Source organism: Vibrio anguillarum, assembly GCF_001989995.2.
Lineage (GTDB): Bacteria > Pseudomonadota > Gammaproteobacteria > Enterobacterales > Vibrionaceae > Vibrio > Vibrio anguillarum.
On sequence record NZ_JAHGUP010000033.1, the window covers coordinates 1 to 22,107 of the forward strand.

Below are 22,107 nucleotides of genomic sequence, written 5' to 3' on the forward strand. Positions count from 1 at the left end.
CCCTTTTTGCTGTTTTTTTTGATTTTCTGTTCGTTGGGATAATTTTTATTCAAAAAGAGTTGTTTTGACGCTATTTCTGTTTAATTTATCTTATGGCGTCAGTTATTAAAGGAGACGAGCATGTCATCAATTCGTAGTTATAAAGGAATATCCCCACAAATCGGACAGCGCGTCTATATAGATAGTAGCTCGGTGTTGGTTGGCGATATTGTTTTAGGCGATGATTCCAGCATATGGCCATTGGTTGCAGCCAGAGGCGATGTAAACCATATTCACATTGGCCAACGTAGCAACATTCAAGATGGCAGCGTACTGCACGTGACTCATAAAAACACCGAAAACCCGGATGGTTTTCCACTTATTATTGGCGATGACGTCACAATTGGCCATAAAGTGATGCTGCATGGTTGCGTAATCCATGATCGAGTCTTAATTGGCATGGGAGCAATTGTGCTCGATGGCGTAGTCGTTGAATCGGAGGTGATGGTTGGAGCTGGCAGTTTAGTGCCACCAAACAAGGTATTGGTTAGCGGCTATCTTTATGTAGGATCCCCAGTGAAACAGATCCGCCCGCTAACAGATAAAGAGCGAGCTTTTTTGCTTAAATCTTCCGACAACTATGTGCAGAACAAAAATGACTATCTTACGAGTGTCAAAGAAAGCCATTAACTAAGCTTTAATCTCTATTTGTCCATCTAAATTGAACGCTTCATCTTCAATCAAGCTTTCAGCAAGCTCTTCAAGGTCAAATCGCCATTGTTCAAAAACTTGAATAGCTTGCTCGCCGTTAGTAATCATTTCACCAGACAGATGGCTCAGTACTGACTTGTGTACTGTACACTCGAGCAGAGCTCCCGCGTGTTGAGCAGGAAAAAGTACGCTTTGGCTTGCCGAGTGCCACGTTTGTCGGTCAGGAAATAAAATCGCTTGATTCATGGTTAGCCTTCTAGATTTTTTCTCAGTTCTCTCAATATTTGTCGAGAACCCGGCCTGAGTCCGCGCCATAGCATAAAGCTCTCCGCAGCTTGCCCAACCAACATCCCCAAACCATCATAAGCATGAGCGCAATGATGACTTAATGCCCACTGATTGAATGTTGTTAATCCTTTGCCATACATCATGTCATAGGCCACACTGCTCTTACTGAAGATCGTCGGAGCGATATTTGGCAATTCACCATCCAAGCTGGCCGAGGTCGAGTTAATGATGAGGTCAAAATGTTGATTAATCTCTTCCAACGCGATTGCTTTTACCGCGCCAAAGGGACTAAAAAGCGTGGCGAGCTGCTCGGCTTTTGCAAAGGTACGGTTGGTAATCACGAGACTTGCAGGGTGCTGATCGAGTAAGGGCTTAATCACGCCGCGCGCCGCGCCGCCAGCACCAATCACTAAAATAGAAGCGTCTCGTAGTGGCACTTGGTATTGAAGCAAATCTTGAACCAGACCTTCTCCATCGGTGTTATCACCGATAATTTCGCCATCATCTAATTTTTTCAGTGTATTGACCGCGCCTGCAAGTTGAGCTCGCTCGGTTAATCGATCCGCAAACTGATACGCTTCTTCTTTAAAAGGCACGGTAATGTTGCACCCTCGGCCACCGGAGGCAAAAAAGGTTTCAGCCGCTTGTTTAAAGCCATCTAGAGCCGCGAGTTGAGCGGTATAGTGCATTTCCTGACTGGTTTGCCGTGCAAAAAGTGTGTGGATCATCGGCGACTTACTGTGCCCAATTGGATTACCAAATACTGCATATTGATCAATGTGCTGAGCCATATCCTTGCCTCTCGATAATTAACAGGGCCACCTCGGCGACCCTATCATTGAAAATGTACCGCGGTCACCACTCCCTCGGCAGCAAGAAGGTGTTTAATTTCGCCTCTGCGCTGCCCTCTTCCGCTTGATAACGATATTGCCAACGAGCTAATGGCGGCATCGACATTAAAATCGATTCCGTTCGACCGCCACTTTGCAAACCAAACAATGTGCCGCGATCATACACTAAGTTGAACTCTACATAGCGACCACGGCGATAAAGTTGAAACTGGCGCTCTCTGTCACCGTACTCCATCGCTTGGCGACGTTCAACAATCGGCAAATACGCAGCGGTGTATCCTTTACCGACAGCTTGCATATAAGCAAAACAGCGCTCAAATCCCCAAGCGTTTAAATCATCGAAAAATAGGCCACCAATACCGCGCGTTTCATTGCGATGAGGGAGGAAGAAATACTCATCGCACCACGATTTATGTTCGGCATACACTTTTTCACCAAAAGGAACACACAGTGCTTTCGCCGTGGCATGCCATGATTGAGCATCTTCTTCGAACGGATAGAAAGGCGTTAAGTCAAATCCTCCGCCAAACCACCAGATAGGATCTTCGCCTTCTTTTTCAGCGATGAAGAAACGAACATTGGCATGAGAAGTTGGAACATAGGGATTGTTTGGATGCATCACCAAAGAAACCCCCATCGCCTCAAAATGACGCCCAGCTAATTCAGGGCGATGCGCGGTCGCTGAAGCGGGCATTTGCTGCCCTTGCACATGTGAGAAATTCACGCCGCCTTGTTCAAAAACACGGCCTTCTTTCATCACTCGAGTTCGCCCACCGCCTCCCAAACGCTCACTCGGTTCGCGATGCCATGCATCTTCTTCAAACAGTGCTTGGCCATCCGCTTGTTCAAGTTGCTGGCAAATGGAGTCTTGCAGCTCAAGCAAAAATTGTTTGACGGCTTGCTTATCAATGGTTGGCATCGCTTGCTTCCTTAGCAGGGTTAACCCTGTCTTAATACTTGTGAGGTTTTCGCGTCACGAATTTCACTGGGCTTATTTCGACCACCGGTTTGACCATCTAAAATCGCAACCAGTTGCTCACCCAGTTGCGATTCAACTTCTTCCGTTGTCAGGCAAGGTGCAAGACCACTTAAATTCGCACTGGTCGAGGTTAATGGTTTTCCAAACGCATTGCATAGCTTTTGCACTAAAGGATGATCTGTCACACGTACGGCTATTGAATCAAATTGCCCACTCACCCAAGTAGAGACTTTATCACTGGTCGGCATTATCCATGTCACAGGGCCAGGCCAGGTGGCATGTACTCGTGCGATCTGCTCTGATGTCAACTGGCTCTCATCAATATAAGGAAGCAATTGTTCGTAAGAGGCCGCAATTAAAATCAACCCCTTTTCCACAGGACGCTGCTTGAGCGCTAAGAGCTTCTGAATGGCTTGCGGGTTATCTGGGTCACACCCAACCCCAAACACGCCTTCCGTTGGGTAGGCAATTACTTCACCGTCACGTAGAGCCTGCAAAGTGTGTTCAAAGTTATTCACAAAAACTGTCCATCGGTTTCTTTAATACAGTGCGGCTAAGTGTACAAACTTCGTTGAAAACTGGCTAAAGCTATTTGTTTATAAAATGTATCAATTGCACAATTAAGCTGACGCAAACGTTTTCCTAAGGAAAAAATACTCGTATAATGCGCGCAAATTATCCCGATCACCCCATTTTTAGAAGTATTAAGGAGTTTGAGATGAAAGTCGGAATTATCATGGGTTCAAAATCCGATTGGCCCACAATGAAGCTAGCTGCTGACATGTTGGATCAATTTGGTGTGGCATACGAAACCAAAGTTGTCTCTGCTCACCGCACACCTCAACTTCTTGCCGATTACGCCACCAGCGCAAGAGAACGCGGCCTTAAAGTCATCATAGCTGGCGCAGGCGGAGCCGCACACCTGCCGGGCATGACGGCAGCGTTTACTAGCTTGCCGGTACTTGGCGTTCCCGTTCAGTCAAAGGCACTCAAAGGGATGGACTCTTTACTCTCGATTGTGCAAATGCCAAAAGGGATTGCGGTGGGCACTTTAGCTATTGGAGAAGCAGGTGCGGCCAATGCTGGGCTGCTTGCCGCGCAAATCATCGGCACCAGTGATGAGGCCGTCATGGCAAAAGTGGAAGCATTTCGTTTAGCACAAACTGAAGCGGTGTTGAGCCACCCTAACCCTGCAGAGGATTGATACTATGCACGTTTTAGTCTTGGGCTCTGGGCAACTGGCACGCATGATGGCGCTGGCTGGCGCTCCTCTGAACATTCAAATCTCCGCTTTTGATGTGGGCAGCGGTAACATCGTCCATCCTTTGACATTACACATCACTGGTCATGGTTTAGACAATGCGATCAAACAAGCGGATGTCATTACCGCTGAATTTGAGCATATTCCCCATGAAATTCTCACTGTTTGTGAGCAAAGTGGTAAGTTTCTTCCTAGCGTCGAAGCCATTAAAGCCGGAGGCGATCGCCGTCTTGAAAAAGCGCTACTCGATGAAGCCAACGCAAAAAATGCCCAATACTTTGTGATTAATACTCGTGAAGATTTAGATGCCGCGATAACCAGCATCGGCCTGCCTATAGTTCTAAAAAGTGCACTGGGTGGCTATGACGGAAAGGGGCAATGGCGTTTAAAAGAAGCTTCACAAGCAGAGCTCATTTGGCCAGAAATGGAAGCCTGTATCCAAGCAACTCCGACTCAAGCGATAGTGGCAGAGCAGTTTGTTCCCTTTGATCGTGAAGTCTCGTTAGTCGGCGCGCGTGCCAAAGATGGCAGCATCGCGGTTTACCCGCTGGCAGAAAATGTGCACATTAACGGTGTACTAAGTTTATCAACGGCGATAGATGACCCAGCCTTGCAAGAGCAAGCACTGTCGATGTTTACCTCGGTTGCCGCTCGTCTCAATTATGTCGGTGTGCTAGCGCTCGAGTTTTTTGATGTGCAGGGAACATTGTTGGTGAATGAAATTGCACCACGAGTCCATAACTCTGGTCACTGGACACAGCAAGGCGCAGAAACCTGTCAATTTGAGAATCACCTTCGCGCAGTATGTGGCTTACCTTTAGGCAGCACGAAGTTACTTCGCCCAACCGCGATGATTAATATTTTGGGTGAGGACAATTTACCAGAAGCCGTAATGGCGATTGAAGGCTGCCACATTCATTGGTATGGCAAAGAGAAACGTGCTGGGCGCAAAATGGGCCATATTAATGTCAGTGCAGATTACAACGCGCAGTTGCAACGAACGCTCTGTCGCTTGGCTGAAGTACTTGATGCGACAACGTATCCAGCCTTGCACCATTTTGTTCAAGCGATCAAGCCGACGCTCTAAAACAAACCTAATTGACGATAAATACGGATAAAAAATGGCACGTTCAATGTGCCATTTTCATATGCCGTCACTTTACTCTGTAGCGGATTGAATATGACCACATTTTCGATCAGCACATTGCAGCTTGATACCACTGGCGAGTTTTTTCTCTATCAATAATCCAAACCCACATTTTTCGCATTTACCGGCAACAGGTTGCTGATTAACGGCAAACTTGCATTTAGGGTAATTATCGCAAGCATAAAAAGTTTTACCATGGCGCGTTTTTCGCTCCACTAAATGGCCTTTCAAACATTCAGGGCAAAGCTGTTTTGACTGAGGAACATTGTCTGCAGGGGAATCTGTATCTTGGATATGGTGGCAATGCGGATAATGGCTACACCCGATAAACATGCCATAACGACCTTGGCGTAACACTAATTCATGGCCACACTCTGGGCATGGCACACCCAACTCCTTAACGATATGACCATCATTTTGCTGCAGCGGTTTAATATAGTCACAATTGGGATAATGGTTACAGCCTAAAAACAGCCCATGCTTACCCTGACGAAGCTGTAATTGGCCACCACATTGCGGACAAGGCTCATGCTGCAGCGCTTGTCCATGCGCAGAAAAAAGGGGGGACTCGGTTTTACGACTCATAATGCTCAACTAAACGAACGGCTGCAATCAATGCAAAATACCTTGATCTTTGGTGTATAGCAGCTCTTCCATAAGCGTGTAAGCATTTTCATTTCCCGGTACATTAAATAGCACCATCAAAATGATCCACTTTAAGTCATCCAATTCAAATTCATTGGTTTCTAAACCCATCACTCGATCAATCACCATTTCACGAATTTCAGGGGTTAATACTTTCACTTGTTCAAGGAACAATAAAAAACCTCGGCTTTCAAGATCCAGCCTGTCCATCTCTGGTGCTGTGTACATCCGCATCGAAGTCGCAGCACTGGTTGCCATCGCTGAATGAGCATCGGTTTGTTGCAATGCCGCAAGCTCTTCTAACCAATTCAGGGCCTTATAGATATCTTTCTGGTGAAAACCGGCTCGAAGCAATTCATCTTCAAGCTCATCTTGATCGACTTGCAAATCTACATCGCTATGGACGTAGGTTTCAAATAGATACATCAATATATCCATCATCATAGCTAACCCTTCCCCTTACGAATATAGCCGCCAGAAACGGCAACAACATGACCTGAAAGCTCAAGTTCTAAAAGCTGCATCATGACTTCATGGACAGGTATATGGGTCCTGCTCGCAAGAATATCAACAGGCGTAGCCTCTACTCCTACGTTAGCTAACAGTTCAGCAAATGGCAATTGCTGATCGCTCTGTACAGAAAATAAATCAGGTTGAGGCTGCTTTTGGCGCAATGACCAGTCTACTAAGGTGCCGATTTCAGATAATACTTGTTCACTGTTTTGCACCAAGCACGCCCCACAACGAATAAGTTGATTACTACCGTGGCAATTTGGGTTAGCAATGGAGCCCGGAATAACAAACACATCTCGCCCTTGCTCAGCCGCATAGCGCGCCGTGATCAACGAGCCACTTTTCTCCGCCGCTTCCACCACTAAAACACCAACCGCTAACCCGCTGATAATGCGATTTCGCCGCGGAAAGTTATCTGGCCTTGGTTTGGCTTTGGGACGAAATTCCGAGACTAATGCTCCGCTTTCCATCACCCGTTGCGCTAATTTTTTATGTCGCGCTGGGTAAATAGATTCAAGGCCCGAACCGAGCACGGCTATCGTCTCACCACCCGCTTGCAACGCACCGTCATGAGCATGTCCATCAATACCTAATGCTAAACCACTGGTGACAAGCAAGCCCTGTTGCACAAATTCTCGCGCAAACTGATGAGCAACTCGTTGGCCATCAGGGCTCGCATTACGACTGCCGACGATCGCCATTTGCGGATCAGAGAGTGCTGTTATTCGTCCTTTGACAAATAAAACCGGAGGTGCGGTAGCAATTTCTTTTAGTAAAGAAGGGTAACCATCGCAAAATGGAGTAAGGATATGATGAGACTCATTAGCTTGCTGCCAACTTAGACATTCTTCAACTTCTTGAGGGGCCGTCTCGCGCAGATAACGGATTTGCTCTTGAACTAGACCCAACGCGGCTAACTCCCGCTCGGAATAGTCAATTAAATGAGCAAGAGAAGCGACGCTAGCAAGACGAGAAAGTCTCTTGCCACCCAATTTTGGCACAAAGCTGAATGCTAGCCACGCCGCTAATTCGTTCTGCTCCATCAGCTTGCAGTATCATCCTTAACCATCGAATCCGTATCGGCTTGTTCATTTAGCTCGATTGTTAGCTCTGGTTTGAGCGGCGAAACCGCGATGACACTTTTACCAATCGGCACGCGGCTATCGGTAATCAAAGCCAAACTAAAATGTTCATAAGGTCGAATGACCATCAAACTGCCCACCAAGCTGCTTGGTAATTGCAGGGTTTCATCAAGGTTCTGTTGGTGCTGTCCTTTCTTTCCAGATACTTTAGAACCGGCTTGAATCAAATCAAACATCGTCCCTTGACGCAGTTGATCTGCAAGGCCTTTATCGATCACAACTACCTGATTCTGCGCCGAATACTCACTACCCTCCAACGATCCGAGGATATGCGTTTCAGCTTGTAGTCGCGATGGCGATGGGAAAAAAGTGGTTGAAAGCGTTAAGGTTTCGACGCCCACTTCAGGCAGGGCAATATCATTGACTCTTATCTCTTGTTGCTGTGCGGTGATGGTTAGCCCGCTAAAAGCCTCATCGGCGGAGACCAATTCACCAGAAGCAATCAAACGCAAAGCAACCATGGTTTTATTTTTCGCGGCAGCATCATGACGAGAAAACTCAGCGATTTCACGATAAATACCCCATTTGGGGTGAGTCTGTTGCCCGCTTATGTAGAGCGTATCTTGCGCCGTCAGGTATTGTTTACCGTCGCTGGCACCGAGCACACGCTGGCTTTCTTGTAATGTTTGCTTATCCAGTAAGCGATCCGTATGCAGATACGGCAACACTAATCCCTCTTGCACCGTCGGAACCGCTTTTTTCTCAAGCACACGCACTTTCGGACTCAACTTGACCATAGGTTTTAAACTCAACACCGGCTGTCCGTTACGCCAGACTAAGGTCAGCTTATCGCCGGGATAAATCAAATGCGGGTTATCGATCTCTGGGTTAATTTGCCATAAACGTGGCCACAACCACGGGTTATCAAGATAGAGCGCAGAAATATCCCACAAGGTATCTCCTTTGACGACCGTGTATGTCTGCGGGGCATTTGCTTTGACGGTGAGCGCCATATCCTCCGCCGCCAACGCATTAACGACCAATGACAACGGTAAAAAAACACACACTAAATAACGAATAAATCGTGACATGACCTCTGTTCCTTGGCCGAAATAAGTAAGGATGAATCAGATTATTAACATTTGGATGCTGTCATTTGGGTCATAAAATGTCTAGAATTGAGCCAACAAGCTTTAAGCTGTTTCGGCACAGTTCAATATTTCGAGTGTATATGTCTGTATTACAAGTATTAACATTCCCAGATGATCGTCTTCGTACCGTTGCAAAACCGGTAGAGAAAGTGACACCTGAGATCCAAAAAATCGTCGATGACATGATTGAGACTATGTACGACGAGGACGGTATCGGCCTTGCCGCAACGCAAGTCGATATTCACCAACGCATCGTTGTGATCGATATTTCAGAGAGTCGCGACCAGCCAATGGTTCTGATTAACCCTGAAATTTTAGAGAAACGCGGTGAAGATGGCATTGAAGAAGGCTGCCTGTCGGTCCCGGGCTCACGCGCCCTTGTTCCTCGCGCAGCAGAAGTCACAGTCAAAGCGTTAGATCGTGATGGCAACGAATTCTCATTTGAAGCGGATGACCTTTTAGCCATTTGTGTTCAACACGAGCTTGATCACTTACAAGGCAAACTGTTTGTGGATTACCTTTCGCCATTAAAGCGTAAGCGTATTAGAGATAAGCTAGAGAAAATCAAACGCTATAACGAAAAAAACTAACTTAAGTGAGGTTACCTTGAGCCAATCATTACGCATTGTGTTTGCAGGTACTCCGGACTTCGCCGCCCGTCATTTGGCGGCGTTGTTGTCTTCGGAGCATGAGGTTATCGCGGTGTACACTAAGCCCGACAGCCCGGCAGGGCGCGGTAAAAAACTGACCGCCAGCCCAGTGAAACAGATGGCCGTTGAGCACAATATTGCTGTGTATCAACCAGAGAACTTTAAGAGCGACGAAGCCAAGCAAGCGCTCGCCGATCTCAACGCAGATTTAATGGTAGTAGTCGCCTACGGATTACTGCTACCAAAGGCCGTACTTGATATGCCAAGGCTTGGCTGTATTAACGTACACGGTTCCATTCTGCCACGGTGGCGTGGTGCCGCACCGATCCAACGCTCGATCTGGGCGGGAGACAGTGAAACGGGTGTAACCATCATGCAAATGGATGTTGGCCTAGATACGGGCGATATGCTCAAAATTGCTAAGCTGCCGATTGAGGCAACAGACACCAGCGCTTCTATGTATGACAAACTGGCCGAGTTAGGCCCACAAGCGTTGGTAGAATGCATCGCCGATATCGCCAGTGGCAAAGCGATTGCCACTCAACAAGATGATACATTGGCCAACTACGCACAAAAACTTAGCAAAGAAGAAGCCAAAATCGATTGGTCAGCGGATGCTGCTTTTATTGAACGCTGCGTGCGCGCTTTCAATCCATGGCCAATGAGCCATTTTGATGTGGCTGAGAACAGCATTAAAGTGTGGCAAAGTCGCGTTGAAGCACAAACCAGCGACCACCCTGCAGGCACGATTGTTCAAGCCGATAAATCGGGTATTTATGTGGCAACCGGCAACGGCTTACTGGTGCTTGAGCAGTTGCAGGTGCCGGGCAAAAAAGCGATGTCAGTGCAAGACATTCTCAATTCGCGCGCAAGCTGGTTTGAAGTCGGCACACAACTTAGCTAAACCTTAACGAGGGCAGAGATGCCCTCATTGATTTTCATTTATTTAAAGTCGGTACTTCTATGAATGTTCGCGCAGCTGCGGCTAACGTGTTGTTTCAAGTGGTTGATAAAGGCCACTCACTTTCTCACGCACTTCCTGCGGCGCAAAAAACCATCCGCCCAAGAGACCACGCTCTGTTGCAAGAGATCTGCTATGGGGCTTTGCGTTATTTGCCTCGTTTGGAATCAATCGCCAATGAGCTAATGGACAACCCACTGAAAGGGAAAAAGCGGGTTTTTCACCATCTTATTTTAGTTGGTATCTACCAATTGAGCTTTATGCGCATTCCCGCTCACGCCGCAGTAGCCGAGACGGTTGAAGGCACCAAAACATTGCGCGGTGAAAATTTAGGTGGGCTAATCAACGCCGTATTGCGCAGCTACTTGCGCGATCAAGAAGCACTGGACGCTATCGCCGTTAGCCACAACGCAGGCAAATATGGCCACCCAAGTTGGCTACTTAAACTGTTACAACAAGCGTACCCAGAACAGTGGGAAACGGTTGTGCAAGCGAACAATCAAAAAGCGCCAATGTGGTTGCGCGTCAACCGTCAGCACCACACTCGTGATGAATATCTTGCACTACTAGCTAGCGAAAATATCGAGTGCAGCGTGCACTCTCACGCCGCCGACGCAATAAAACTCGCTGCACCTTGCGATGTAACGCTTTTACCCGGTTTTGATCGTGGTTGGGTATCGGTGCAAGATGCCGCTGCGCAGCTAGCGATTGACTACCTTCAACCTAAAGCAGGCGAGCTGATTTTAGATTGCTGCGCCGCGCCAGGGGGGAAAACCGCGCACATCCTGGAGCACACACACGATACTGAAGTGGTTGCGATTGACAGCGATGCAACCCGCCTTGAACGCGTCTATGACAACTTGGAACGCCTGCAACTTCGCGCTGATGTGATCTGCGGTGATGCTCGTTACCCTGAAGAGTGGTGGCATGGCGAACAGTTTGACCGAATTTTATTAGATGCACCTTGCTCTGCCACTGGGGTTATTCGCCGTCATCCAGACATCAAATGGCTACGTCGTGGTAGCGATATTGAGGCATTGGCTCAATTACAAAGCGAAATACTGGACGCAATGTGGAAGCAATTAAAAGTCGGTGGCACTATGGTTTACGCAACCTGCTCGATCACTCCACAAGAAAACAGCTTGCAGGTCAAAGCCTTCTTAGAACGAACTCATAACGCTCAATTAGTGGGTTCCGATCGTGAGCAGCCGGGGCGTCAGATACTCCCCGGAGAAGAAGATATGGACGGTTTTTACTACGCAGTATTAACCAAACAAGCGTAAATTCGACGCACATTGGCAGCATTATTGCTGCCTTTTCAGTGGCCGATATTCGGCAGGTAGAAAGAGAACAGAGTATGAAAATCATTATTCTTGGTGCAGGTCAGGTCGGTGGCACACTGGCCGAAAACTTGGTCGGCGAGAACAATGACATCACCATTGTCGACAAAAATAGTGACCGCTTGCGCGAGCTGCAAGACAAGTACGATTTGCGGGTGATTCATGGCCACGCCAGCCACCCTGATGTACTGCGTGAAGCGGGCGCACAGGACGCGGACATGCTGGTTGCGGTCACCAATACCGACGAAACCAACATGGCGGCATGCCAGGTGGCGTTCTCTTTGTTTAATACGCCCAACCGAATTGCGCGTATTCGTTCTCCTGAATATCTGCTTGAAAAAGAGACTTTGTTTCAGTCAGGCGCGATCCCGGTGGATCACCTCATAGCTCCTGAAGAGCTAGTGACGAGCTATATTGAACGGTTGATCCAATACCCCGGCGCACTGCAAGTAGTGAGTTTTGCCGAAGAGAAAGTGAGCCTAGTGGCTGTGAAAGCTTACTACGGCGGGCCATTGGTGGGTAATGCTCTTTCAGCGCTACGTGAACACATGCCGCACATTGATACCCGCGTCGCGGCCATTTTCCGCCAAGGTCGGCCGATTCGCCCGCAAGGCACCACCATTATTGAAGCTGACGATGAAGTGTTCTTCGTGGCAGCCAGTAATCATATTCGCTCGGTCATGAGTGAGCTACAGCGGCTGGAAAAAACCTATCGCCGTATCATGATTGTTGGCGGGGGTAACATTGGGGCAAGCTTAGCCAAACGTTTAGAGCACAGCTACAGCGTTAAACTGATTGAGCGTAATTACCCACGTGCAGAGCAGTTATCGGAAGAGTTAGAAAACACCATAGTATTTTGTGGTGATGCGGCGGACCAAGAGCTGCTAGCCGAAGAGAACATCGACCAAGTCGATGTATTTATTGCGCTCACCAACGAAGATGAAACCAACATCATGTCCGCCATGCTCGCCAAGCGTATGGGTGCGAAAAAAGTGATGGTGCTTATCCAGCGTGGCGCGTATGTCGACCTCGTACAAGGCGGCGTGATTGATGTCGCGATTTCACCCCAACAAGCCACCATTTCCGCACTGCTGACTCACGTACGTCGTGCCGATATCGTTAACGTCTCTTCGCTACGCCGTGGCGCGGCAGAAGCGATTGAAGCAATTGCACATGGCGACCAAAACACCTCTAAAGTGGTGGGACGCGCAGTGGGTGATATTAAACTGCCACCGGGGACAACCATTGGCGCGATTGTGCGTGGTGAAGAAGTGTTAATCGCCCATGACCGCACTATTATCGAGCAAGATGATCACGTGGTGATGTTCTTAGTGGATAAAAAGTACGTGCCCGATGTGGAAGCCTTGTTCCAACCTAGCCCATTTTTCCTATAGGTCATTGGCGTCATGCTGAATTTACGCCCCATTTCATTCGTTATAGGACTCGTGCTGTCTAAGCTCGCCCTATTTATGTATGTGCCAACACTGGTCGCTTTTTTTACCGGTACGGGTGGCTTCCTTGATTTTGCTCAAGCGGTCATCATCACTCATATTGTCGCCTTTATCTGCTTAAGCTTGGGGCGTACCGCGCACTTTAAGCTCAGCGTGCGCGATATGTTTCTCATCACCAGCTTAGTTTGGACGGTTGCTAGCGCTTTCGCGGCGCTCCCTTTCGTCTTTATCAACCACATCAGCTTTACCGACGCCTACTTTGAAACCATGTCAGGGCTAACCACCACAGGTTCAACTGTACTCAGTGGCCTTGATAATATGCCGCCCAGCATCTTGTTGTGGCGCTCTATCCTGCAATGGCTTGGTGGGGTTGGGTTTATCGTAATGGCGGTAGCGGTATTACCAATGCTCAATGTGGGTGGGATGAAATTGTTCCAAACCGAATCGTCTGATTGGTCCGATAAAAGTAGCCCACGCGCCAAAACTGTCGCGAAAAATATTGTGCTGGTCTATTTGGTACTGACCTTACTGTGCTTGATTGGTTATATCCTCACTGGCATGACGCTTTTTGAAGCGATCAACCACTCATTTACCACCTTGTCGACTGGTGGATATTCTACCTCCGACGGTTCGATGAACCACTTCTCAAACGGTGCACATTGGGTAGCAACGCTGTTTATGTTTTTGGGGGGCTTGCCCTTTCTACTGTTTGTCGCTGCGGCCCGAAAACAAAATATCAAAGTGATCATAAAAGACGCACAAGTTCGCGGATTTGCTTATCTTTTCCTAATTGCCAGTCTCATCATTGCGTTGTGGCTGAATCTCAAACTAGGCTACTACTGGTTGGACGCTCTGCGAGTGGCGATGTTTAATATCGTTTCAGTGGTCACGACTACTGGTTTTGGTTTGGAAGATTTCACCGCTTGGGGCGCACTGCCAAGCACGCTGTTCATCTTCTTAATGGCAGCAGGAGCTTGTTCCGGCTCAACCTCTGGTGGGATTAAAGTGTTCCGCTTCCAAATTGCGATGACGCTGCTCAATAAACAAATTATGAAGTTGGTCCATCCATCAGGCATCTTCGTACAGCGCTATAATCATCGTCCAGTTAATGATGATATTGTCCGCTCAGTCGTTGCTTTTGGTTTGACCTTTTTTATCACTGTCATTGCTATCGCAGGCGCGCTCAGTGCAATGGGGCTTGATCCTGTCACCAGCATTTCAGGTTCCATCACCGCAGTGGCCAACGTTGGTCCCGGAATGGGCTCGGTGATTGGTCCAACGGGCAACTTCGCACCACTGCCTGACGCAGCAAAGTGGGTTCTGAGCTTAGGGATGTTGATGGGCCGTTTAGAAATTTTGACGATTATCGTTCTGTTTTTCCCTGCATTTTGGCGACGTTAAGATGAAGACAATACCTGTGATAATGATGCTGTTAAGCATGACAGCAAGCGCCGTATCTTGCGCGCAAGTTCTGACCTTAGAAGATGGCCGCCAGGTGAAACTCAATGATGATTTCACATGGCAATATGTTGAACCGCAATCAATGTCGCCGGAAACCGTCATTCACGCGGCCCCTATTGCTCAAAAAGCCCGAGCAACCACCTTTGAGATGGAGAGTGGAAAACCGATTTTACAACTGTCAGATTCTGGAGTGGAAGTGGTACTCGGCGCGGCTTACTACCAAGGCGATACACTCGTTATCCCAACAGCCATCACCAATCAAAGCTCGCAATCTGTCATTGCGGTAGTGCTCAGCATCATTCTTTATGACGAGCAAGGTCAACCACTGCTCACTCAGCAGTTACCCATTTGGCAATCCATTAAACGGATGGCTGATAGCTATTTACGCCCACAAACTCAAGCGCAAGGAAAGCCGATTACCCTTCAGGTTGATCGCCAGCAAGGCTATCAAATTTCGGCCAACATTGAGCGGGTTGAAATGCGTTAAGCACTTACTGGGTGAACAAAAAGGTAAACCGCAAAAAAGTGACAAGCACTGCCACCTAGCACGAATAAATGCCAAATCGCATGGTTATAGGGAATGCGTTTCGCTACATAAAAAATCACCCCGAGCGAATAGACCAAACCACCAACAGCAAGTAGCACCAAACCACCGACCTCGATATTGAGGGCCAGTTGGTAGATCACAACCAAGGATAACCACCCCATCGCCAAATAAGTCACCAGTGAGAACTTTTTAAAACGGTAGACAAAGGCAATTTTCATGATGATACCGAGCAGCGCCAGCAGCCAGATCACCACCATAAGACCTATCGCCAAAGGAGTGCGAAGGCTAACCAACAAAAAGGGTGTGTAACTTCCGGCAATCAGCAAATAAATGGCACAGTGGTCGAACGTTTTTAGCCAGCGTTTGGCTTTCGGTGTCGCAACGGAGTGATACAGCGTTGAAGCAAGGAATAACGCGATCATGCTGCCACCATAGAGACTCATACTGATATAAGTCAATGCATCGGCCTGCGCACTTGTTGCCTTGATCAGCAGCAAGACTAAACCGACAAAACTAAGCAATAGCCCCAAACCATGACTCAGCGCATTCGCCCGTTCTTCACCAGCACCATAGCCGTCATTGTCAACAGCAGACATAAACACCATACCAAAAGCAACAAAATGTGGGCTTAGTATTGCACACCTCAGCTTACAGTTGTAAGCCTAAATGCGAATTTCGTAACGAAACGGGTATCAAGGAGAGCGATAAATCGCGAGTTTTTTGTAAACGACATAAGTACCTCCTATTTAACAAAACGCGATGTAATGCCGATCAGATAACAAACTCAACCAAGCATCTCACACAATTTTAAGCTTTATTTGCAAGAATATTCATCTCAACAATCGTTCAACTATCGATCAATTCAAAACTTGGTGCTAATCTAACTACGATATGAAAGCATATCGTTATTCCTGAATCATTATTTGGATTGGCGAGAGCCAGAAGAGCCACCCTTCAATTATGAAGCTCAACTCATGGTGATTCAGGCCATTAGATTGGCAATGGATGTGCCTGACCGTTAGGTTAATGAATGCGCCCAACAGCTGTCAGGTTTTCGCACACAAACCGTAGTGCAATGCGTCGTCGTAGTGGTTTTGCTGCTGCTCCGACTGCAAAAAAAGTCGCTCCAGCAATGACTTTAGTTGAAAAAAATGCCCTTACTGCATCGAGCACAACTAATGTTGTTCAGGCAGCATAATTAAAAAGCGCAGCTAAACCCTGCGCTTTTTCTTTGCGCTCAATTGGACTTCAATCCGCAATTTGATACCTTTACTCAAAATACTTATAAAAATTGGGGAAAAGAAAATGCAATGTCATCGAATTGAAGAGCTAATTGAACTACTTGCGCCTGAATGGCAAAAAGATCAGCAGCTCAACTTAATGCAATTCATCACCAAACTGGCTCAAGAAGCGGGTTATAAAGGACCATTAGAAGCGCTTACAGATGATGTATTGATCTACCATCTAAAAATGCGCAACAGCGCCAAAGACGAAATGATTCCTGGCCTGAAGAAAGATCAGGAAGATGATTTTAAAACAGCCATTTTACGCGCGCGTGGCATCATAAAATGATGTAGCCCCTGTGATAGTGATCAAGATAGCGGCCTTATTAGGTCGCTTTTTTATTATTAGCGATAAGCCTCACGAGTTGAGGCTTTATTGTTAAAGGTTGATAGTGTTAAAGAAATAAAATTGTTATTGGCGTTATACTTGCCGCTTAATAAATAAAGATTGAACAATGATAATTTCTCATCTTGGTATTGTACCCAAAGAGAAAACAGCAATGTCGCAGAGTGTGAACTAAAAGAAATCACACCTTACAGCCCAACAAGGATCATTTCATGAGTCAGGACAAAATCGATATAAAGGATGTGACTCCTAAAATATTCAACCCCAAAACTCACAAAGGCAACGGTGACCGTTTTAACCCTAGCAACCGTATTTATGTGCGCGAAAGTAAAGGTACTTATCAACAACTCCGCCGCTATGGTGGCTGGTTTTTACTGCTGCTTTTTACTTTAGTACCGTGGATCTCTTATGGTGATCGTCAAGCGATTTTGCTCGACATCGGCCACCAGCAATTTAACTTTTTCGGCACCACACTTTACCCACAAGACCTAACTCTACTGGCCCTGTTGTTTATGATTGCGGCATTCGGCCTGTTTTTTATTACCACTTTTCTTGGCCGTGTCTGGTGTGGCTATCTGTGCCCGCAAACTGTGTGGACATTTATCTACATTTGGTTTGAAGAAAAACTCGAAGGCGCCGCCAATAAACGCCGCAAGCAAGACTCAGGAAAACTCACCGCTAATCTTGCTATAAGAAAAGCCATCAAACACATTGCTTGGCTGGCGATTGCACTCGGTACTGGTTTTACTTTTGTCGGCTATTTCGTCCCGGTACGCGAACTCGTGGTGAACTTTTTCACACTCGATGAAAGTTTCTGGCCCGTCTTCTGGGTACTCTTTTTCACCCTTTGTACTTACGGAAATGCAGGCTGGATGCGTTCGATCGTCTGCATCCATATGTGTCCTTATGCTCGCTTTCAGTCTGCGATGTTTGACAAAGATACCTTTATTGTTGGCTATGACAGCAAACGCGGTGAAACTCGCGGGCCACGCGCTCGTAAAGCCGATCACAAAGCACTCGGTTTAGGTGACTGCATTGATTGTGATTTGTGCGTACAAGTGTGTCCGACTGGCATCGATATTCGTGATGGCTTGCAGTACGAATGCATTAACTGCGGCGCTTGTATTGATGCGTGCGATACCACCATGGAACGTATGGGCTATGAAAAAGGGCTCATCAGCTATACCACGGAGCACCGCCTCTCCGGCCACCACACCAAAATACTCAGGCCTAAATTACTCGGTTATGGCACGGTACTGCTGGTGATGTTTGGCTTATTCATCGCTCAAGTAGCCAGTGTTGATCCGGTCGGCTTAAGTGTATTGCGTGATAGAAACCAGCTATTTAAAACCAACAGCAATGGTGAAATTGAGAACACTTACACCTTAAAAGTCATCAACAAAACTCAGCAAACGCAAGAGTATAAGCTTGACGTGAAAGGGCTATCGGACGTCTCTTGGTATGGTAAACAAACTATCCAAGTCAAACCAGGAGAGGTATTGAACCTACCAACCAGCCTTGGCGTCGCTCCTGACAAACTCAGCTCTCCTATAGCGACGATTCAGTTTATACTCACGGACAGTAACCAATTCACGATAGAAGTTGAGAGCCGGTTTATTAATAAACTCTAACTTCGTAACGAATGGAAAAGGGCTCAGTAATGGGCCCTTTTTAATCATGACCAAAGCTTCTTTCCATTTTGATGCACTCACCCCTGATACCATGTGGTATGCCTTAGAAAGCATCGGCATTCGTGCTGAATCAGGATTTCTGGCACTCAACAGTTACGAAAACCGCGTTTATCAATTCATCGATGAAGAACGCCAACGCTATGTGGTGAAATTCTATCGACCTCAGCGCTGGAGTGTTGAGCAAATTCAAGAGGAGCACGATTTCACACGCGAGCTGTACGCGGCGGAAATTCCGATTGCTGAGCCATTACTCATCAACGGTGCAACCTTACATCACTATCAGGGCTATCATTTCGCGCTGTTTACCAGTGTGGGGGGGCGGCAGTTTGAAGTGGACAATATGGACCAATTAGAAGGCGTGGGCCGATTTCTTGGACGCATTCATCACATCAGTGCCACTCGTACATTTGTTCATCGCCCGACCATCAGCTTAGATGAGTATCTTTATCAACCCAAACAGCTATTGGAAAATGCGTCCTTCATACCTCAGCACTTGCAAAATACCTTTTTCAGTGACTTATCGTTATTGATCAACAAAATTGAACAGCAATGGCCAGCAAAATCCGCGGCCATCCGCTTGCATGGTGATTGCCATCCAGGCAATATTTTGTGGCGAGATGGGCCTATGTTTGTCGATTTAGACGATGCTCGCAATGGACCAGCAGTACAGGATTTGTGGATGCTACTCAATGGCGAATTGCAAGATAAGCGAATGCAGTTGGACATTATCTTAGAGTCGTATCAAGAGTTTCACGATTTTAATCCAGCCGAATTGAAACTAATTGAACCGTTACGCGGTCTACGAATGGTGCATTACATGGCATGGTTGGCCAAACGATGGCAGGACCCTGCTTTTCCACTCGCCTTCCCTTGGTTTAATGACCCTAAATATTGGGAAAGCCAAGTGCTTGCGTTTAAAGAACAAATAGCAGCATTAGACGAGCCTACGCTCTCACTAATGCCACAATGGTAAGTCACCTTGAAGCAATAAATGGAGTACACAATGAAGAAGCTGTTTGCACTGGTTGCAACCTTACTGCTGAGCTTATCGGCTCATGCGGCCCAATTTAAAGAAGGTGAGCATTATAAAGTGCTTGATCTTGAACCCTCTAAAAATCCAACCGTGACGGAGTTTTTCTCCTTTTACTGCCCACACTGCAATACCTTTGAGCCGATCATCGCCCAACTGAAAAAGCAGCTCCCACAAGGGGTTACTCTGCAGAAAAACCATGTTTCTTTTATGGGTGGCTCTATGGGTAAATCAATGAGTAAAGCTTACGCCACCATGCTTGCCCTCAAAGTTGAAGACAAAATGGTGCCCGTGATGTTTAACCGCATCCACACGATGCGTAAACCACCAAGAGATGATGCGGATCTACGTCAAATCTTCCTAGACGAAGGTATTGATGCGGCAAAATTTGATGCCGCCTTTAATGGTTTTGCCGTCGATTCAATGGTGCGCCGCTTTGACAAACAGTTCCAAGAAAGCGGCCTTTCAGGTGTGCCTGCTGTCGTGGTTAACAATCATTATTTGGTGCAGGGACAAGGTGTTAAATCGACCAATGAATACTTCGAACTGGTCAATTACCTACTGACCAAGTAATCATTCAAAAATGAGGAGCAACGGCTCCTCATTTTTACTTAATCAAGTTCAACCTTGCAGCGCTTTCTCATACAACCAATATTGAAACACAAGCCATCGCAGCACAAAACTGTGTATGCTTAAGACAAAGCTCACCCTTCATTCATAAAACGGTCAGATTAGTTTTATCGTGTCGTCATCCAAGTTTATTCATATACTTAACCACTATTGAATCAAAGTATGGAAACTCCTAATGAATAAATACCTGTCCATGACGCTTGTTAGCGCTCTGGCTTTTCATGTATCTGCCGAACTGGCTCCAGAAACAGGTTTAAGTGGTGAGATTGCCATTAATACTATTTTTGCATCTTCCCAATCATCATTTGATACGGGTGGAGATGAGCGTATTACATCACTCGAAACAAAGAGTAGCCGGCAGTCAAACTTTGCCGTTGGGCCTTTGGGTAACCTTGCTTACACCTTCGGGGACAAACGTCAACAACAGGTTTATCTAGGCACCTCACGTGATGATATTGCCGTCGGCACTTTAGCGCTTCAGTTGGGGTATCAATATGAGATGGAGACAGGCACCGTGGTTGATGTGGCTTTTTTGCCGACCGTGATGTCTGGAAAAACCTGGGCCAATCCTTACCAACTCAACAGTCAGCGCCAAGAAACCGATGAGTCAGGAAATGCCTACCGATTAACATTCAATAGTATTCAAGGCAGCCCATGGACTATCGATGTCGCTTACGCGACCAAAGAGATCGACAACGATCAGTTTCCAAGCCCTGAACTGGCTCGTGATGGTAAAAGTTACTACCTAAAAGGGCAGTACCGTTACTCTCTGAGCCCAACCAGTTTGTTACAGCCCTCCATCACTTATATCAACCACCAAGCGGATGGCGACGCCAATACTCATCACTCTTACGCCGCCGATCTCTCCTACTTCACGTTTATCAATCGCCATAAACTGGCGCTGACCGCTGGTTATACCAAGCGCGACTATCAAGGTGGAAATTCACTGTTTAATCACACTGTGCGTAATGACGATGAACTGAGCCTATTCTTCGCGTACGAATACAGTCAATTTATGGATTGGGATGATTGGTCATTAATCGCTTTAGCCGGTTATAACCAATCGAGCTCAAACCTCTCGTTTTACGACGAATCGTCTCTCTTTACAGCGCTAGGGTTAAATTACCAATTTTAAGTTCATTACACCGCTTGTGCGGTCAGTTGTTTCAACAAGCGGTCCATCGCTCGATAGCCGAGTGCTTCCGCTAGATGGGGCTTAGCAATCTGCTCGGCCCCTTCTAAATCCGCAATCGTACGCGCCACTTTGATAATGCGATGATACGCGCGGATGGAGAGCCCTAGGCGGTGCAGTGCATTTTCCAAAAATTCGGCGTCAGCCTTAGTTAAAGGGCAATACTGTTCAATTTCTCGGCTCCCCAACAAAGCATTAACCTTGCCATTACGAATCACCATCCGTTCACGAGCAATCAACACTCTTTCTTTAACCACAGCCGTTGCTTCACCTCTTTCGCCGCCATTTGCCAGCATTCCTTTGGGAAGCGAGGGGATTTCTATCGACATGTCAAAGCGATCAAGCAGTGGCCCCGATAAGCGTCCCAAATAGCGCAAAATACTCTGCGGGTTGGCTCTGGCTTGCGTGCCTTCGTAATAACCAGTTGGGCTGGGGTTCAACGCCCCCACTAATTGAAAGCGAGCTGGAAAACGCGTTTTGCCTTGCGCTCTTGAAATAATAATTTCACCTGACTCTAATGGCTCACGCAATGAGTCGAGCACTTTTCGTTCAAATTCCGGCATTTTCCTAATATCAAGTTTGAGTAATAAATATTGTCAATTTTAGGCTTTGAGTGTTGTCCGAGTTAGTGGAGCGCATCGCTTCAGATGCTAGCGAAACGGTAAGTCATTCATTTTTCTATTTAGTCGAGAAAGTAGCTATGTTATCCGTTCAATCTGACGTCTTCATCTAGCCCTCCTCATGAATGAATATTCACTGAATCGTTAGGTGCAACTACTGATTCAGTCACAAAAATTCAGATAGAGAGCAAAACTACCAGCTAAAACAGTTATGCCCCAAAGTTTGTTAGGTCTTCTTACTAACAACACCGTCACACACATCTCTTACCATACCAAAACGGCTCTTCTCCGCTTAGAT

The 22,107-nt window shown here is 46.9% G+C and carries 24 protein-coding genes and 1 pseudogene; 15 read left to right on the forward strand and 10 right to left on the reverse strand.

Annotated features, from left to right (window positions below; translation table 11 throughout):
- Positions 1–120: 120 nt before the first annotated feature.
- Positions 121–669, forward strand: coding sequence for a gamma carbonic anhydrase family protein (locus PL85_RS09420; protein WP_013855523.1), 549 nt, complete (start codon positions 121–123; stop codon positions 667–669).
- Here PL85_RS09420 and PL85_RS09425 read toward each other — a convergent pair whose 3' ends face one another.
- The 4 genes from PL85_RS09425 to PL85_RS09440 form a co-directional block, all read right to left on the reverse strand.
- The gene (locus tag PL85_RS09425) at positions 670–936 is read right to left on the reverse strand and encodes a DUF1488 family protein (RefSeq protein ID WP_010319906.1); all 267 of its coding nucleotides are present in this window, start codon (positions 934–936) and stop codon (positions 670–672) included. It lies immediately after the preceding gene.
- A gap of 2 nt (positions 937–938) precedes the next feature.
- Entirely contained in the window at positions 939–1,769 is an 831-nt protein-coding gene (gene aroE / locus PL85_RS09430; protein WP_017043691.1) for a shikimate dehydrogenase, read from the reverse strand.
- 64 nt (positions 1,770–1,833) lie between these two features.
- Complete coding sequence (gene hemF / locus PL85_RS09435; RefSeq protein ID WP_010319908.1) at positions 1,834–2,748, reverse strand: oxygen-dependent coproporphyrinogen oxidase; 915 nt, start codon at positions 2,746–2,748, stop codon at positions 1,834–1,836.
- A gap of 20 nt (positions 2,749–2,768) precedes the next feature.
- Positions 2,769–3,326 (reverse strand): L-threonylcarbamoyladenylate synthase type 1 TsaC, encoded by a 558-nt coding sequence (locus PL85_RS09440; RefSeq protein ID WP_010319909.1) that lies wholly within the window; start codon positions 3,324–3,326, stop codon positions 2,769–2,771.
- 200 nt (positions 3,327–3,526) lie between these two features.
- On the opposite strand from PL85_RS09440, the gene purE reads away from it, so the two are divergent.
- Together purE and PL85_RS09450 are read left to right on the forward strand one after the other, a co-directional pair.
- Positions 3,527–4,012: a 5-(carboxyamino)imidazole ribonucleotide mutase gene (purE, locus tag PL85_RS09445; protein ID WP_010319910.1), complete on the forward strand. Its 486-nt coding sequence runs from the start codon at positions 3,527–3,529 to the stop codon at positions 4,010–4,012.
- A 4-nt stretch (positions 4,013–4,016) separates the two neighbouring features.
- Positions 4,017–5,156 carry a 5-(carboxyamino)imidazole ribonucleotide synthase gene (locus PL85_RS09450; protein WP_115339423.1) on the forward strand — a complete coding sequence of 380 codons (1,140 nt, stop codon included), beginning with the start codon at positions 4,017–4,019 and terminating at the stop codon, positions 5,154–5,156.
- Positions 5,157–5,228: 72 nt separating this feature from the next.
- Here the strand turns inward: PL85_RS09450 and PL85_RS09455 are convergent, their stop codons facing one another.
- From PL85_RS09455 to PL85_RS09470, 4 genes are read right to left on the reverse strand one after another with little or no spacing between them, the layout of a single operon-like run.
- On the reverse strand, positions 5,229–5,801 hold the full coding sequence (locus PL85_RS09455; RefSeq protein WP_064624063.1) for a DNA topoisomerase family protein: 573 nt from the start codon (positions 5,799–5,801) through the stop codon (positions 5,229–5,231).
- Positions 5,802–5,828: 27 nt separating this feature from the next.
- Complete coding sequence (locus tag PL85_RS09460) at positions 5,829–6,305, reverse strand: DUF494 family protein (RefSeq protein WP_064624061.1); 477 nt, start codon at positions 6,303–6,305, stop codon at positions 5,829–5,831.
- A 2-nt stretch (positions 6,306–6,307) separates the two neighbouring features.
- Positions 6,308–7,417: a DNA-processing protein DprA gene (gene dprA, locus PL85_RS09465; protein ID WP_064624060.1), complete on the reverse strand. Its 1,110-nt coding sequence runs from the start codon at positions 7,415–7,417 to the stop codon at positions 6,308–6,310.
- The gene (locus PL85_RS09470) at positions 7,417–8,547 is read right to left on the reverse strand and encodes a LysM peptidoglycan-binding domain-containing protein (RefSeq protein WP_088720692.1); all 1,131 of its coding nucleotides are present in this window, start codon (positions 8,545–8,547) and stop codon (positions 7,417–7,419) included. The genes dprA and PL85_RS09470 overlap by 1 nt, the downstream gene beginning before the upstream one ends.
- A gap of 140 nt (positions 8,548–8,687) precedes the next feature.
- Here PL85_RS09470 and def point away from each other — a divergent pair, with 140 nt between their 5' ends.
- The 6 genes from def (at position 8,688) to PL85_RS09500 (ending at position 14,957) form a co-directional block, all read left to right on the forward strand.
- Positions 8,688–9,197, forward strand: coding sequence for a peptide deformylase (gene def / locus PL85_RS09475; protein ID WP_038148727.1), 510 nt, complete (start codon positions 8,688–8,690; stop codon positions 9,195–9,197).
- 16 nt (positions 9,198–9,213) lie between these two features.
- The gene (gene fmt / locus PL85_RS09480; RefSeq protein ID WP_088720691.1) at positions 9,214–10,161 is read left to right on the forward strand and encodes a methionyl-tRNA formyltransferase; all 948 of its coding nucleotides are present in this window, start codon (positions 9,214–9,216) and stop codon (positions 10,159–10,161) included.
- Between the two features lie 59 nt (positions 10,162–10,220).
- Positions 10,221–11,501, forward strand: coding sequence for a 16S rRNA (cytosine(967)-C(5))-methyltransferase RsmB (rsmB, locus tag PL85_RS09485; protein WP_047688083.1), 1,281 nt, complete (start codon positions 10,221–10,223; stop codon positions 11,499–11,501).
- 74 nt (positions 11,502–11,575) lie between these two features.
- On the forward strand, positions 11,576–12,952 hold the full coding sequence (gene trkA / locus PL85_RS09490) for a Trk system potassium transporter TrkA (RefSeq protein WP_026027554.1): 1,377 nt from the start codon (positions 11,576–11,578) through the stop codon (positions 12,950–12,952).
- Positions 12,953–12,964: 12 nt separating this feature from the next.
- Positions 12,965–14,410, forward strand: a complete 1,446-nt coding sequence (locus tag PL85_RS09495) for a TrkH family potassium uptake protein (protein WP_017043680.1) — start codon at positions 12,965–12,967, stop codon at positions 14,408–14,410.
- A 1-nt stretch (position 14,411) separates the two neighbouring features.
- Positions 14,412–14,957: a DUF3157 family protein gene (locus PL85_RS09500; RefSeq protein WP_115339422.1), complete on the forward strand. Its 546-nt coding sequence runs from the start codon at positions 14,412–14,414 to the stop codon at positions 14,955–14,957.
- Here the strand turns inward: PL85_RS09500 and trhA are convergent.
- Positions 14,954–15,613, reverse strand: a complete 660-nt coding sequence (gene trhA / locus PL85_RS09505; RefSeq protein ID WP_088720688.1) for a PAQR family membrane homeostasis protein TrhA — start codon at positions 15,611–15,613, stop codon at positions 14,954–14,956. The genes PL85_RS09500 and trhA overlap by 4 nt on opposite strands.
- Positions 15,614–16,047: 434 nt before the next feature.
- Between trhA and PL85_RS09510 the strand changes: the two genes are divergently transcribed.
- The 6 genes from PL85_RS09510 (at position 16,048) to PL85_RS09535 (ending at position 21,132) form a co-directional block, all read left to right on the forward strand.
- Positions 16,048–16,215 (forward strand): hypothetical protein, encoded by a 168-nt coding sequence (locus PL85_RS09510; protein WP_010319922.1) that lies wholly within the window; start codon positions 16,048–16,050, stop codon positions 16,213–16,215.
- A 107-nt stretch (positions 16,216–16,322) separates the two neighbouring features.
- Positions 16,323–16,589, forward strand: a complete 267-nt coding sequence (locus PL85_RS09515) for a YihD family protein (RefSeq protein WP_029189868.1) — start codon at positions 16,323–16,325, stop codon at positions 16,587–16,589.
- 269 nt (positions 16,590–16,858) lie between these two features.
- The gene (gene ccoG / locus PL85_RS09520; RefSeq protein WP_017046352.1) at positions 16,859–18,277 is read left to right on the forward strand and encodes a cytochrome c oxidase accessory protein CcoG; all 1,419 of its coding nucleotides are present in this window, start codon (positions 16,859–16,861) and stop codon (positions 18,275–18,277) included.
- 46 nt (positions 18,278–18,323) lie between these two features.
- Positions 18,324–19,310, forward strand: coding sequence for a serine/threonine protein kinase (locus PL85_RS09525; RefSeq protein ID WP_064624041.1), 987 nt, complete (start codon positions 18,324–18,326; stop codon positions 19,308–19,310).
- A gap of 30 nt (positions 19,311–19,340) precedes the next feature.
- Entirely contained in the window at positions 19,341–19,940 is a 600-nt protein-coding gene (locus PL85_RS09530; protein ID WP_026028316.1) for a thiol:disulfide interchange protein DsbA/DsbL, read from the forward strand.
- A gap of 232 nt (positions 19,941–20,172) precedes the next feature.
- Positions 20,173–21,132, forward strand: a complete 960-nt coding sequence (locus PL85_RS09535; RefSeq protein ID WP_017048695.1) for a DUF2860 domain-containing protein — start codon at positions 20,173–20,175, stop codon at positions 21,130–21,132.
- Positions 21,133–21,137: 5 nt separating this feature from the next.
- On the opposite strand, the pseudogene PL85_RS09540 reads toward PL85_RS09535, so the two are convergent.
- Positions 21,138–21,776, reverse strand: a pseudogene (locus PL85_RS09540) (magnesium chelatase subunit ChlI family protein); the annotation flags it as partial.
- Between the last annotated feature and the right edge of the window lie 331 nt (positions 21,777–22,107).

Bases quoted from the DNA above. Each gene is read 5' to 3' on its own strand.
- PL85_RS09420 (WP_013855523.1), top strand. From the start codon at position 121: ATGTCATCAATTCGTAGTTATAAAGGAATATCCCCACAAATCGGACAG.
- PL85_RS09425 (WP_010319906.1), bottom strand. From the start codon at position 936: ATGAATCAAGCGATTTTATTTCCTGACCGACAAACGTGGCACTCGGCA.
- aroE (WP_017043691.1), bottom strand. From the start codon at position 1,769: ATGGCTCAGCACATTGATCAATATGCAGTATTTGGTAATCCAATTGGG.
- hemF (WP_010319908.1), bottom strand. From the start codon at position 2,748: ATGCCAACCATTGATAAGCAAGCCGTCAAACAATTTTTGCTTGAGCTG.
- purE (WP_010319910.1), top strand. From the start codon at position 3,527: ATGAAAGTCGGAATTATCATGGGTTCAAAATCCGATTGGCCCACAATG.
- PL85_RS09450 (WP_115339423.1), top strand. From the start codon at position 4,017: ATGCACGTTTTAGTCTTGGGCTCTGGGCAACTGGCACGCATGATGGCG.
- PL85_RS09455 (WP_064624063.1), bottom strand. From the start codon at position 5,801: ATGAGTCGTAAAACCGAGTCCCCCCTTTTTTCTGCGCATGGACAAGCG.
- PL85_RS09460 (WP_064624061.1), bottom strand. From the start codon at position 6,305: ATGATGATGGATATATTGATGTATCTATTTGAAACCTACGTCCATAGC.
- dprA (WP_064624060.1), bottom strand. From the start codon at position 7,417: ATGGAGCAGAACGAATTAGCGGCGTGGCTAGCATTCAGCTTTGTGCCA.
- PL85_RS09470 (WP_088720692.1), bottom strand. From the start codon at position 8,547: ATGTCACGATTTATTCGTTATTTAGTGTGTGTTTTTTTACCGTTGTCA.
- def (WP_038148727.1), top strand. From the start codon at position 8,688: ATGTCTGTATTACAAGTATTAACATTCCCAGATGATCGTCTTCGTACC.
- rsmB (WP_047688083.1), top strand. From the start codon at position 10,221: ATGAATGTTCGCGCAGCTGCGGCTAACGTGTTGTTTCAAGTGGTTGAT.
- trkA (WP_026027554.1), top strand. From the start codon at position 11,576: ATGAAAATCATTATTCTTGGTGCAGGTCAGGTCGGTGGCACACTGGCC.
- PL85_RS09495 (WP_017043680.1), top strand. From the start codon at position 12,965: ATGCTGAATTTACGCCCCATTTCATTCGTTATAGGACTCGTGCTGTCT.
- PL85_RS09500 (WP_115339422.1), top strand. From the start codon at position 14,412: ATGAAGACAATACCTGTGATAATGATGCTGTTAAGCATGACAGCAAGC.
- trhA (WP_088720688.1), bottom strand. From the start codon at position 15,613: ATGTCTGCTGTTGACAATGACGGCTATGGTGCTGGTGAAGAACGGGCG.
- PL85_RS09510 (WP_010319922.1), top strand. From the start codon at position 16,048: ATGCGCCCAACAGCTGTCAGGTTTTCGCACACAAACCGTAGTGCAATG.
- PL85_RS09515 (WP_029189868.1), top strand. From the start codon at position 16,323: ATGCAATGTCATCGAATTGAAGAGCTAATTGAACTACTTGCGCCTGAA.
- ccoG (WP_017046352.1), top strand. From the start codon at position 16,859: ATGAGTCAGGACAAAATCGATATAAAGGATGTGACTCCTAAAATATTC.
- PL85_RS09525 (WP_064624041.1), top strand. From the start codon at position 18,324: ATGACCAAAGCTTCTTTCCATTTTGATGCACTCACCCCTGATACCATG.
- PL85_RS09530 (WP_026028316.1), top strand. From the start codon at position 19,341: ATGAAGAAGCTGTTTGCACTGGTTGCAACCTTACTGCTGAGCTTATCG.
- PL85_RS09535 (WP_017048695.1), top strand. From the start codon at position 20,173: ATGAATAAATACCTGTCCATGACGCTTGTTAGCGCTCTGGCTTTTCAT.